7 protein-coding genes are annotated in these 12,351 nt (G+C 69.3%); 3 read left to right on the top strand and 4 right to left on the bottom strand.

Annotation, left to right across the window (positions count from 1 at the left end):
- Positions 1-463: 463 nt before the first annotated feature.
- Together FKR81_RS25185 and FKR81_RS25180 are read right to left on the bottom strand one after the other, a co-directional pair.
- Positions 464-4,009 (bottom strand): FkbM family methyltransferase, encoded by a 3,546-nt coding sequence (locus FKR81_RS25185; RefSeq protein ID WP_146355021.1) that lies wholly within the window; start codon positions 4,007-4,009, stop codon positions 464-466.
- A gap of 10 nt (positions 4,010-4,019) precedes the next feature.
- A complete protein-coding gene (locus tag FKR81_RS25180) occupies positions 4,020-5,363 on the bottom strand; it encodes a glutamine synthetase family protein (RefSeq protein ID WP_146355019.1) in 1,344 nt (447 codons plus the stop codon).
- Between the two features lie 32 nt (positions 5,364-5,395).
- Between FKR81_RS25180 and FKR81_RS25175 the strand changes: the two genes are divergently transcribed.
- Positions 5,396-6,031 carry an LppX_LprAFG lipoprotein gene (locus FKR81_RS25175; protein ID WP_146355017.1) on the top strand — a complete coding sequence of 212 codons (636 nt, stop codon included), beginning with the start codon at positions 5,396-5,398 and terminating at the stop codon, positions 6,029-6,031.
- Positions 6,028-7,545, top strand: coding sequence for an MFS transporter (locus FKR81_RS25170; protein WP_146355015.1), 1,518 nt, complete (start codon positions 6,028-6,030; stop codon positions 7,543-7,545). The genes FKR81_RS25175 and FKR81_RS25170 overlap by 4 nt, the downstream gene beginning before the upstream one ends.
- On the opposite strand, the gene FKR81_RS25165 is transcribed toward FKR81_RS25170, so the two are convergent.
- Both FKR81_RS25165 and FKR81_RS25160 read right to left on the bottom strand, forming a co-directional pair.
- Positions 7,500-9,044, bottom strand: a complete 1,545-nt coding sequence (locus FKR81_RS25165) for an alpha/beta fold hydrolase (protein ID WP_146355013.1) — start codon at positions 9,042-9,044, stop codon at positions 7,500-7,502. The genes FKR81_RS25170 and FKR81_RS25165 overlap by 46 nt on opposite strands.
- The gene (locus FKR81_RS25160) at positions 9,044-10,606 is read right to left on the bottom strand and encodes an alpha/beta hydrolase (RefSeq protein ID WP_186763160.1); all 1,563 of its coding nucleotides are present in this window, start codon (positions 10,604-10,606) and stop codon (positions 9,044-9,046) included. The genes FKR81_RS25165 and FKR81_RS25160 overlap by 1 nt, the downstream gene beginning before the upstream one ends.
- Positions 10,607-10,635: 29 nt before the next feature.
- Here FKR81_RS25160 and FKR81_RS25155 point away from each other — a divergent pair, with 29 nt between their 5' ends.
- Entirely contained in the window at positions 10,636-12,348 is a 1,713-nt protein-coding gene (locus FKR81_RS25155) for an NAD+ synthase (RefSeq protein ID WP_146355012.1), read from the top strand.
- Positions 12,349-12,351: the final 3 nt, after the last annotated feature.

The following is a 12,351-nucleotide window of genomic DNA, read 5'->3' as shown; positions in this document are numbered from 1 at the left end:
GTTTGATCGCTCCAGACGGAATATGTCTGGCATCAATCTAAATTACTCAAAGGAACCTCTTGACGAGGTTCATATTACTGGCTGTGTTTCGGCACGCTGTTGAGTTCTCAAAGAACACGCGCTCACCATCTTGTCCCGCGTCTTACCGCGGTTCATTCCGGGGCTTGTGTTGAAAGCTTAGCTAGTTCGTTTTCGCTTTGTCAAATCGGCCGTTTCGGCGATTCAGGCTCGGCGCAAACTCGCTTCGCATTCAGTTTTTCTCGTGTTTCCAGAGGCTATCTGAGTGGCATTTTCGGTGTCAAATCGGGGTCTTTGTCGGACTCCGGACAGCACGGTATGCCGTTCATTCACTTCTGGGAGCTTGGCGCCGCAGAATGTTACCCGGCCCGATTCGCGGTGTCAACCGCTCGTTCCGGGGTCTCGCTTGCGACTTGGAGAAGGTTACTCACGGTCTTGACCAAAGTCAAATCGGCTGGTCAGCGGCCTGCCGGACCGGTACGGCCGGCTGCGCGACGGCCGGCTTGGGGCCGGGAGTCCGCGGACGGAGCCACAACGTGATCGACCGAAGACCTTCCATGGCCTTCACGATCTGCTCCGGCGACGCGGCCTGACGCGTGGCGACCGGCACCAGGTCGTAGCCCCAGATGCCGAACTCCTTGAGCACCGTCACCGGGTCGTCGCCCAGCTCGGTCGTCCCCGTCGCGGAGAACTCGAGCAGGACGTGCGGCTTGTCCCTGCGCAGCAGTCGCACGAGTCCGGCGAGTGCGCGGTGTCCACGACCAGGCGTGTCGACGCGCACGACGGACAGCTTCATCCCCTGAACGGCCGCGAGCTCTTCGAGTTCCTTGTCCAGCCGGACCGCCCGCACCTTCGCGGCGTCCTCCGGCGCGTCCTCGGGAAGAGGCGACACCGAGAGACCTCCGGTGAGCGTCGGCGAACACGCCAGCTCACCCTGGCTCTCCCACGCGGCACCCTCGATCACCGACAACCGCGCGGCGACGGGCGCGGGCACGTTGACCTCGACGTTGTGCCGCAGCAACGCGGCGGCGGCCGCACTCGGCTCGACCGCGACCACGGCACCGGAAACGCCGAGCCGCGACAACACCCTGATCGAGTGATAGCCGACGTAGGCACCGACGTCGAGGAACACCCCGTCCGGTTCGACCAGCGAGTCGATGAGCTCGGACAGCTCCGACTCCCACACCCCGTTGCTCGAGAGCAGCGGCAGCATGAACATGTCGTCCGCGGGCAGCCGCACCATGCCCGCATCGCACAGCACCAGCGACGACCGCACGTCCGGCACCGACTCGGCTGCCGCCCGTTCGTGTGAGCGCACGACGACCCGACGCAACGCGTCCGCGGTCTGCTGCGCCTGGTTGGCGGCGCGCACCGCGGCGTCGAGCCGGGTGTCGCGCTCCTTGAAGACCTCGACGACCTTCGACTCGAGCGTGTCGATCCGGTCCAGCGTGCGGTTGAGCGCGACGGTCAGCTTGTCGATGCGCGCGGCCAGCCCCTCGGACTGCTTCGCGCGCTTGGCCGCCTCGGCGACGACCGCGTCCTCGATCTCGCGCAGCCGCCGTCCCTGACCGGCCATGTCCGCGCGGACGCGCACCACGCCGTCGTCGACGCCGACGATCTGGTCGCCGAAGTGGTCCTGCCGCTCCGCGACCTGCTCCAGCTCGGCCCGCAGCAGTTCCAGCTCACCGGTGCCGACGCCGCTGCGCAGCGCGTCCTGCCGGTCGACCAGCTCGCTGACCGTGCGCTCCACCCCGTCGACCAGGGTGTGCAGCACTTCGCGCATGTGGTTGTCGTAGTGGTCGAGCGCGCGCAGCACGACCTTGCGCAACGCTGGCGCCATCGGTGTTCGATGCGCCGAGCCCACGTCCGGCTGCCGGAGCAACGCGTGCTTGGCCGACTGCAACGCCTTCATCGGGTCGACCTCGGGCGCGGGCTTCGGCCTGCGCGCCCGCCACCCGCGGTAGGCGTGCTCGACGCGTTCGCGCAGCAGTTCACCCACGCGGGAGACCGACCGCGTGTGCAGCACGTGATCGCGCGCGGCGTGGCCCAGCGCGGCGGCGGTCGGCAGGTCGTCCGCGAGCGAGTGCAGCAACCGGGCCGCGGCCTGCACGTCCGGCTCGGCTCCGCCCTGGTGGCACGGCACGAGCACGGCGGTCTTGCCGAACAGCTCGGCGACCGCGCCGCTGTCGGACGCGAGCACCGGGATCCCGCGCACGGCCAGCTCGGCCAGGCGGTGGGCGATCCGGTCGCCTGCCCCGCCGCGGTGCAGCGACACGACGCAGTCCGCGTCGGAGACGACGTCGCCGTCCTCGACGAGCTCGATCCTGGGGTCGGCTGCCGTCGCGAGACGCAACCGCTCGGCGGCCTCGGGATGGTCGTCCGCACCGGTCACCGCGATGCGCAACCGCACGTCCGCGCGGTCGGGGAAGGCGCTGAGGAACGCGGACACCACGCCCAGCACGTTGCCCGCGCGGTCGATCGCGTGATCAGCGAGTGCGGCGAACACGATCTCGGGCCCGGTCTCGTGCGTGCGCTCACCGATGTCGTGCACCGGGAGCGGCACCACCCGCACGATCGGGCCGCCGATGCGTTCGGCGGTGGCGCGGGTGGCCTCGGAGGACACCCACAGCTCGTTGACACCCGTGCGCGGATCACGCGGCGACGCATCCAGCGCGACGTCCACCACGAACCGGCCGTCGGGGATCTCATCGTCGCCGGCGCGCACGACGACCGGGTAGTTCGCGGTCGTCGACGTGGGCAGACCGGACGCGCGCGCGGCGGCCAGCACCAGGTCGACGAGCGGGCCGGAGCCGATGACCGACACACCGAGCTGGTCCAGCAGCGCCGGTCCCTCGGCACGCGGGCCTGGCACGGCGGGCACGGGCAGCCTGCCCGAGGTGACACCCACACCGGCGCACCACTCGCGGAACGCCTCCGCGTCGGCGCCGAACGGGGCGGGGAACTGGGCCCGCAGCAGCTCGTCCGTCCGCCACACGGCCTCTGACCAGCGGGTTCCGCCGTTCGGCGTCTGCTCGCACGCCCACAGCAGGAAGCCGGCACCGCCATCGTCGCCGAACGCGGGCGGCGGGGTCGGTGACGCGGCGCGGTAGTCCGCGCGCAGTTCGTCCGGCAGGTCCGTGCCGTCGATGAGCTGGCCGAACCGGTACGGCACCTGCTGCATGGTGTGGCCGCATCGCACGAGCTCACCGCGGTAGCCGGTCACCAGCTCGGCGACCAGCGGGTGCTCTGACAGCAGCACGCGCGGGCGTTCGGAGAACTCGGCGGACAGCAGCCACGGGCGGCGCGGGTCGAAGCCCGCGAAGTGCACGGTCAGCAGCTCGGAACCGAGGACCGTCAGCACGCCTTCGTCGTCGCGGTGCAACGGCCGGTCCGCGACGTTCCACACCGAGAGCCCGAGCCGCGCGTCGCGCAGCACCTGGTGCGGCACGAGCGCGGGCATGTCGAGCGAGCCGAGGTACGGCTCCGCGCCGGGGCCGACGGCGATGAAGCCGGGGTCGAACGCGCCGAAGTCGTGCAGCTCGGTGGGGCCGGGCTGCAGCCCGTCGTCCGGCAGCGGCCGCAGCGTGCGCGGCAGCAGTGCGACCGGCGCCTTCTTCAACGCCTCCAGCACGAGCTTCGTGACCGAGCCGAACACCTGCACCCACGGGTCCAGGTACAGCACCGGCAGCCCCTGTGCCAGCAGCTGCTCCAGCAGCCGGGGCACCAGCGCCGACCGCAGCTCCTCCGAGGAGAGCGACGTGGCGAGCACGTGCAGCTCGTCGGCTCCGACGCCCAGGTCGGCCGGTGTGACCAGGCCCGGCCCCGACGCCTCCGGCTGCGCGTCGACGATCAGCGCGAGGAACCGTCCCTCGGGGTGTTCGGCGAGGAACGAGCTGGACAGGACCTTCACCGCGGGCAGCTCGGCCGCCGTCGCGACCGTGCACGCGCAGATGACGGGCTGGAAACCGGGAACTTCAGTGGCGCTCAGCAAGCTATCGGCCTCACAGCACGGGGAGGAGTGTGCGCAACTCGTACGGGGTGACGCTGCGGCGGTAAGCGTCCCACTCCGTGCGCTTGTTGCGAAGGAAGAAGTCGTAGACGTGTTCGCCGAGCGCCTCGGGCAGCAGCTCCGAGTTCTCCATCTCGGTCAGCGCCTCGCCGAGGTTCTGCGGCAGGTTGGCGTAGCCGGCTGCGCGGCGTTCGCGGTCGGTGAGCGACCACACGTCGTCCTCGGCGGGCGGCGGCAGCTCGTAGCCCTTCTCGATGCCCTTCAGGCCCGCGGCCAGGATCACCGAGTACGCGAGGTACGGGTTGCACGCGGAGTCGAGCGACCTGATCTCCACCCGGCGCGACGACGACTTGCCCGGCGAGTACATCGGCACGCGCACGAGTGCCGAACGGTTCGCGTGGCCCCAGCAGACGGCGGTCGGTGCCTCGCCGCCGACGATGAGGCGCTTGTACGAGTTCACCCACTGGTTGGTCACCCCGGAGATCTCACGGGCGTGCTTCAACAGTCCGGCGACGAACGCCTTGCCGACGTCCGACAGCTGGTAGGGGTCCTCGGAGTCGTAGAACGCGTTGCGGTCGCCCTCGAAGAGCGACAGGTGCGTGTGCATGCCCGAACCCGGCTGGTCCGAGAACGGCTTGGGCATGAACGAGGCGCGCACGCCCTGCGTGATCGCGACCTCCTTCACCACGTACCGGAAGGTCATGACGTTGTCCGCCATGGTCAGCGCGTCGGCGTAGCGCAGATCGATCTCCTGCTGGCCGGGCGCGCCCTCGTGGTGGCTGAACTCGACCGAGATGCCCATCGCCTCGAGCGCCTCGATGGCGTGGCGGCGGAAGTGCGTCGCGGTCTCGTGCGAGGTCTGGTCGAAGAAGCCGCCGTTGTCCGCGGGCACGGGCTCGCTGCCGTCGGCCGGGAGGTTCTTCAGCAGGAAGAACTCCATCTCCGGGTGGACGTAGCAGGTGAAGCCGGCCTCGCTGGCCTTCGACAACGTCCTGCGCAGCACGTGCCGCGGGTCCGCCCAGGACGGCGAGCCGTCCGGCATCGTGATGTCGCAGAACATGCGCGCCGAGTAGTTGTTGCCGTCCGGCGTCTGCCACGGCAGCACCTGGAACGTCCCAGGGTCGGGCTTGGCGACCATGTCCGACTCGTAGACGCGGGCGAAGCCCTCGATCGCGGAGCCGTCGAACCCGATGCCCTCGCTGAAGGCGCCCTCGAGCTCGGCGGGTGCCACCGCCACGGACTTCAGAAAACCCAGAACGTCGGTGAACCACAGCCGGACGAACCGGATGTCGCGTTCCTCGAGCGTTCGCAGCACGAACTCCTGCTGGCGGTCCATGAGGCGCAGCCTAAAGCACTTAGGATCACGCCATGGCCGCCCGCTTCCTGGTTCTCACTCTGCTGGCAGTACTCACCGGGTGCACGTCGTCCGGTGACCTGCCCGACGGCGCAACCGTGCTGTCCAAGTCATCCGAGGCCATGCGCTCGGTGACCAGCACGCACTTCACCATCCGGGTGGACGGCGAGCTGCCCGACGTGAACGTCAAGGACGCTGTCGGCGATCTCACCAACTCGGGTGACTCGAAGGGCAACGCCAAGGTCACGTTCGGCGGGCAGCTGCTGCAGATCGAGTACGTGCTCGTCAACAAGAACCTGTACTTCAAGGGCCCGACCGGCGGCTTCACCACGCTGCCAGCCGCGTTCGCGGGCCAGGTGTACGACCCGACCGCGATCCTGAACCCGGACAAGGGCGTCGCGAACGTCCTCAAGAACGCCAAGGACGCGAAGACCGAGTCGGCCGATGACCGGACGCTCGTCAACGCGACCGTGCCGAAGGACGTGGTGGCCGGTCTGGTGCCCGGCATCAGCGGCGACGTGAAGGCGAAGTTCTCGGTGGACAAGGAGAACCGCCTGGTGGGCGCGCTGTTCGAGCTGACCGGCGGGCAGAAGGTCGAGATCGGACTGTCCGAGTTCAACAAGTCCCTGTCGATCCAGCCTCCCGCATGAGGCGTCTCGCCCTGATCGCGGCCGGCGCGGCCGTCCTGCTCGGCGCGCTGGACGCGTACGTCGTCGTAGGCGTGCTCACCGACATGGTGCGCGACCTGCGCATCCCGGTGAACGAGCTGCAGCAGGCGACGCCGATCGTCACGGGTTACCTGCTCGGGTACGTGGCGGGCATGCCGCTGCTGGGGCAGCTGTCCGACCGGTTCGGACGGCGGTTCGTGCTGCACGTGTCGCTCGCCGGGTTCGCCGTCGGGTCCGTGATCACCGCGCTGGCCGACGAGATGCCGCTGCTGGTGGCCGGGCGCGTGGTGCAGGGCCTCGCGGGCGGCGCGCTGCTGCCGGTGACGATGGCGCTGGTCGCCGACCTGTGGGAGGAGCACCGCAGGTCGGCCGCGCTGGGTGCGGTGGGTGCCGCGCAGGAGCTGGGTTCCGTGCTCGGCACGCTGTACGGCGTGGCGCTGGCGTCGCTGTTCAACGCGTGGCCGCTGTTCGAGGGCTGGGAACCGCAGTCGTGGCGGTGGGTGTTCTGGGTCAACATCCCGCTCGCGGTCGCCGCGATGGTGATCGTGCAGCTCACCGTGCCGTCGACGAAGCGGCCGGTGCGGATCGACGTCGTCGGTGGTGCTCTTCTCGCACTGGCGCTGGCTTTGCTGGTGGTGGGGCTCTACAACCCGGATCCGTCCACTTCGGTGCTGCCGTCCTGGGGCTGGCCGGTGCTGGGCGCCTCGCTGGCCGTCCTCGTCGGGTTCGTCCTGTGGGAACGGCGTTCGCCGGTGCGGTTGCTGTCACCCGAAGGTGTGCGCTGGACGCCGTTCTTCGGGGTGCTCGGGGTGTCGCTGGCCGCCGGTGCCGCGTTGATGGTGACGCTCGTGGACGTCGAGCTGTTCGCGCAGACCGTGCAGCTCAAGGACTCCGCGGCCGCGGCACGGCTGCTGACGAGGTTCCTGATCGCGCTGCCGGTCGGCGCTCTGCTGGGCGGGTTCCTGGCGGCGCGGCTGGGTGACCGGTGGGTGTCGTTCACCGGTCTGAGCATCGCGGCCGTCGCCTACGTGCTGATCTCGCGCTGGCCCGCGGACGTGTCCGCGTTCGTGCTGGACCGCGACCTGGCCGTCGCCGGGTTCGGGCTCGGGCTGGTCATCGCGCCGTTGTCGGCCGCGGTGCTGCGCGTCGTTCCCTCGGTGTCGCACGGTGTCGCGTCGGCGTTCGTCGTCGTGGCGCGCATGACGGGCATGCTCGTGGGTGTCGCGGCGCTGTCCGCGTGGGGACTGCACCGGTTCGAGGAGCTGACGTCCGGGCTGAACACGCCGCTGCCGTTCGGCGTGCCGCCCGCCGAGTACCAGGCCCAGCTGGCCGAGTACCGGCGGCGGCTCACCGAGGCGCTGCTCACCGAGTACCACGAGATCTTCCTGATCACCGCGGCGATCTGCGTGGCAGGCGCGCTCGGATCCCTTCTGCTGCCGGGACGGCAGCGTCAGCAGGTCGAGTCCGCCTCCGGCAGCCTCAACTCCACCAGGTAGTTCGTGCCGATGCCGTCCACGCACTGGATGTTGTGCAGGAACGCCGTGTGCTGGTTGCCCTTGTAGGTCAGCAACCTGGCGCGCAACGCGGCAGCGAGGTCCACACCGGACTGGTACGGCGTCGCGGGGTCACCGGTCGTGGAGACGACCAGCACCTGCGGCAGTCCCTGTCCCTGGAGCTCCGGCTGGTGCGGCTCGCTGCTGTGCGGTGCCGGCCAGAACGCGCACGGTCCGAGCGCGCGTTCGTCGGTCTGCACGGCGTCCTCGTTGCCGAGGATCTCCAGCACCCGCCTGCGGTTGGCCTCCAGCTCGGCGCGGTCCTTCACCGGTGGCTCGTCCATGCAGCGGATCGCGATGAAGGCGTCCTGGATGCGCGAGTACGAGCCGTCGTTGGTCCGGCCGAGGTACTGGTCCGCGAGCTGCAGCAACGTGTCGCCGCGGCTCTGCTTCAGTTCCTGCAGACCGCGCAGCAGCGTCTCCCACAGGCGGTCGCTGTACATCGCCTGCAGCGTCGCGGTGCGGGCGTCGGAGTGCGACAGCTTGCGGTCCCTGACCGCCATCGGCTTGTCCTTCAGCCCGCCGGTCAGGATGTCCAGCCGGTTCTGCGCCAGCGCCGGGTCCGTCCCGATAGGACAGTCGCGCTGGGCGCACCACGCGGCGAAGCGGCCGAAGGCGTCCTGGAACGCCTGTGCCTGGCGGGCCGCGTCGGCGACCTTGTCCTGCTTCACGGCCACCGCGCCGTCCAGCACCATCGCGCGGACGTTCTTGGGGAACGTCTCCGCGTACAGCGTGCCGATGCGCGTTCCGTAGGAGTAGCCGAGGTAGCTGAGCTTCTGGTCGCCCAGCGCGGCGCGCAGCACGTCGACGTCGCGCACCACGTCACGCGTGCCGACGTTCGCGAGCACGTCGACGCCGGTGCGCTCGGTGCACTTCTTGACGTAGTCCTTGTTCTGCGCCTCGGTCTCGTCGGCGCCGACGTCCTTGGGACGCAGGCGCTGCTCGTCGCGTTCGGCGTCGGTGAGGCACTGGACGCGCGGCTCGCTGGCGCCGACGCCGCGCGGGTCGAAGCCGACCAGGTCGAAGCGCTTGCCGATGGCCGAGTTCTTCTGCTGGTCGATCATGCCGGCGACGTAGGTCATGCCGGATCCGCCGGGACCGCCGGGGTTCACGACGAGCGAACCGATGCGGCGCTGCGGTTCGGACGCGACGCGGCGCAGCACGCCGACGGAGACCGCGCGGTCCTCCGGCTTCTCGTAGTCGAGCGGCACCTCCAGCCGTGCGCACTGGACGTCGCCGCGCTTGAACGCGGAGCGGCTGCGCTCGTCCACGGCGAACGGCTGGCACGGGCCCCACGACAGGACCTGCTTGTAGAACCGGTCCATGCCGCGTTGCCCGACGGCGACGGCCTTGCCGTCCTCGTAGGCGTACGACGTGGACGTGCTCAGGAGGACTACCAGTGCGAAGAAAGCAGCGGTGATTCGGGAACGCCGTTTTGTCATCAGGCGCACCGTGTTCCGTCAGCCGGCAGCTGGAGGTCGATCAGGTACTTCACGCCAGCCTGGTCGACGCACTGCTGTCCCTGCAGGAACACGGTGTGCTGGTTGCCTTCGAAGGTGAGCAACCGGGAGTTCAACGCCTTCGCGAGGTTGACGCCCGCCTCGTACGGAGTGGCGGGGTCGCCGGTCGTGGAGATGACCAGCAGCGGCGGTATCCCTTCCGCCTTGGGTGGTTTCGTCTCGCCGGTGACGGGTGCGGGCCAGAACGCGCAGGAGTCCAGCGCGGCGCCGGCGGGCCTGCCGTCGTCGAGGAACGGCGCGGCCTCCTTGTAGCGCCTGGCCGCGTCGGTGAGCGCGGCCTTGTCGGTGAGGCGCTGGTCGTCGACGCAGTGCACGGCGCTGAACGCGTCGGTGATCGTGGAGTAGTTGCCGTCGCCGTCGCGGTCGTAGTAGGCGTCGGCGAGCGTCATGAGCGTGTTGCCCCGGCCCTGCCTGAGCTCGTTCAGGCCGTTGAGCAGCAACGGCCAGAGCTGCTCCGAGTACAGGGCCTGGATGGCCGCGGTGATGGCGTCGGTGTAGGACAGCTGGCGGTCACCAGCTGGTGCGGGCTTGTCGATCAGAGGCGTGGTGAGCTCGCGGAAACTCTTGTTGGCGTCACCGTCGAGGGGGCAGGCACCCTTGCCCTTGCACCACTCGACGAACGAGTTGAACGCCTTCTGGAACCCGGCGCCCTGCGCGACCAGCGACGTCAGCTGGTCCTGCGTGGGGTCGACGGCCCCGTCGAGTATCAGCGCTCGGACGTTCTGGGGGAACGTCTCCGCGTACTCGGTGCCGATGCGGGTGCCGTACGAGTAACCGACGTAGCTCAGTTTCGCGTCGCCGAGCGCGGAACGAAGGACATCCATGTCCTTAACTACGTCCCGCGTGCCCATGTTGGCGAGCATTGACGCCCCGAATTTTGTACCGGACGCACACTTCTCGGCATATGCCTTGTTCTCTTCCTCCGTCTGGGCTAGTCCAGCATCGGAGGTGTCCACGTCAAGGTCCAATCGCTCCTTGTCTCGCTCTTGATTGGAGAGACACTTCACGGTCGGTTCGCTCGCGCCGATGCCGCGCGGGTCGAAGCCGACGAGATCGAACCTCTTGCCGAGATCGGTCTTGCGGAAGTCCGGACTGATGCTCGCGGCGGCGGCCATGCCGGACGCTCCGGGGCCGCCGGGGTTGACCACGAGTGAGCCGATGCGCTCGCCGGTGGCCTTCACCCGCAGCAGCGCGATGGCGATGGTGTCGCCGTCCGGTTTGGAGTAGTCGAGAGGGACGGTCATCCGCGTGCACTCGACGTTCGCGCGGCTGCCGTACGCCTGTCTGCTGGAGCCGGTGGTGGCGTAGGGCGCGCAGTCCGACCAGGCCAGTTGCTGGCCGTAGAACTTGTCGAGACCCGAGGGGACGGTGCCTGCCGGTCCGCGTTTCTCGAAGGACACGCCGGGCGTGGCTGTCCCCTCGACGAGCGCGGTGCAAGAGGCGACCAATGGAATGACGAGCAACACGCTCAAGACACGGACCACGAGCCGATCGTATGGGAGAAGATAGGTGCATGCCGCAGATCCGCATCGCGCTCGCCCAGGTCAACGCCACCGTCGGCGGCCTCGACGGCAATGCGTCGCTGGTCGTCGAGTGGACCCGCAAGGCCGCTGAGTCCGGGGCGCACCTGGTGGTGTTCCCGGAGATGGTGCTGACCGGGTACCCGGTCGAGGACCTGGCGATTCGCTCCTCGTTCGCGCGCGCCTCCCGTGCCGCGCTGGAGGATCTCGCGGTGGCTTTGGACTCCGCGGGGCTGGGTGGTGTCGCGGCGTTCGTCGGCTACCTCGACCACGACACCGCGGGCCCGCGCAACGCGGCTTCGGTGCTGCACGGCGGGCGTGTCGTGGCGACCCAGTACAAGCACCACCTGCCGAACTACGGCGTGTTCGACGAGCGGCGCTACTTCAAGCCCGGCGACGAGCTCGACGTCGTGCGGATCAACGGCCTCGAGGTCGGCCTGGTGATCTGCGAGGACCTGTGGCAGGACGGCGGTCCGATCGCGGCGCTCGGTGCGGCCGGTGTGGACCTCGTCATCTCGCCGAACGCCTCGCCGTACGAGCGCAAGAAGGACGACGTGCGCCTGCCGCTCGTCGCGTCGCGCGCCGCCGAGGCCGGTGCGCCGCTGGCGTACTGCAACCTCGTCGGCGGTCAGGACGAGCTGGTCTTCGACGGCGACTCGATGGTCGTCGGCGCGGACGGCGTGCTGCTGGCCCGTGCTCCGCAGTTCGTGGAGCACCTGCTGGTGATGGACTTCTCGCTGCCCGGCGGTGGCTCCTATTCGTCCGGTGCGGTCGGTGAGTTCACCGTCGAGCGGATCGCGCTGTCCGAGGCGGTGCCCGCTTACGCGCCGCTCCCCGCGCCGCGGATCTTCGAGCCGCTGTCCGACGAGGCCGAGGTGTGGCACGCGCTGGTCACCGGCCTGCGGGACTACGTGCGCAAGAACGGGTTCAGCTCCGTCGTGCTCGGACTGTCCGGCGGCATCGACTCGGCGGTCGTGGCGGCTCTCGCCATCGACGCACTCGGTGCGTCCGCGGTGCACGGCGTCTCGATGCCGTCGATCTACTCGTCGGACCACTCGCGTTCCGACGCGTACGAGATGGCGCAGCGCACCGGCCTGCACTACTCGGTGGAGCCGATCGCGGACATGGTGTCGGTGTTCGTGTCGCAGCTGTCGCTGACCGGGCTCGCCGAGGAGAACATCCAGGCGCGGTGCCGCGGCATGACCCTGATGGCACTGTCCAACCAGCACGGACACCTCGTGCTGGCGACCGGCAACAAGACCGAGCTGGCCGTCGGCTACTCCACCATCTACGGCGACGCCGTCGGCGGGTTCGCGCCCATCAAGGACGTGCTGAAGACCCTCGTGTGGGACCTCGCCCGGTGGCGCAACGACGAGGCCTTCAAGCGCGGCGAGCAGCCGCCCATCCCGGAGAACTCGATCGTCAAGCCGCCTTCGGCCGAGCTGCGGCCTGGGCAGGTCGACACCGACTCGCTGCCCGACTACGCGGTGCTCGACGACGTGCTGGACGACTACGTCGAGGGCGATCGCGGGTACGACGACCTGATCGCGGCCGGGTTCTCGCCCGAGCTGATCGACCGGGTGGTGGGCATGGTGGACCGGGCCGAGTACAAGCGGCGGCAGTACCCGCCGGGTACCAAGATCTCGGCCAAGGCCTTCGGGCGGGACCGGCGGTTGCCGATCACCAACGCGTGGCGCGAAGGCTGATCG

This window comes from Lentzea tibetensis, from assembly GCF_007845675.1.
Classification (GTDB): Bacteria; Actinomycetota; Actinomycetes; order Mycobacteriales; family Pseudonocardiaceae; genus Lentzea; species Lentzea tibetensis.
This window is presented reverse-complemented; position numbering and strand designations above follow the sequence as displayed.

Bases quoted from the DNA above. Each gene is read 5' to 3' on its own strand.
- FKR81_RS25175 (WP_146355017.1), top strand. From the start codon at position 5,396: ATGGCCGCCCGCTTCCTGGTTCTCACTCTGCTGGCAGTACTCACCGGG.
- FKR81_RS25170 (WP_146355015.1), top strand. From the start codon at position 6,028: ATGAGGCGTCTCGCCCTGATCGCGGCCGGCGCGGCCGTCCTGCTCGGC.
- FKR81_RS25165 (WP_146355013.1), bottom strand. From the start codon at position 9,044: ATGACAAAACGGCGTTCCCGAATCACCGCTGCTTTCTTCGCACTGGTA.
- FKR81_RS25180 (WP_146355019.1), bottom strand. From the start codon at position 5,363: ATGGACCGCCAGCAGGAGTTCGTGCTGCGAACGCTCGAGGAACGCGAC.
- FKR81_RS25155 (WP_146355012.1), top strand. From the start codon at position 10,636: ATGCCGCAGATCCGCATCGCGCTCGCCCAGGTCAACGCCACCGTCGGC.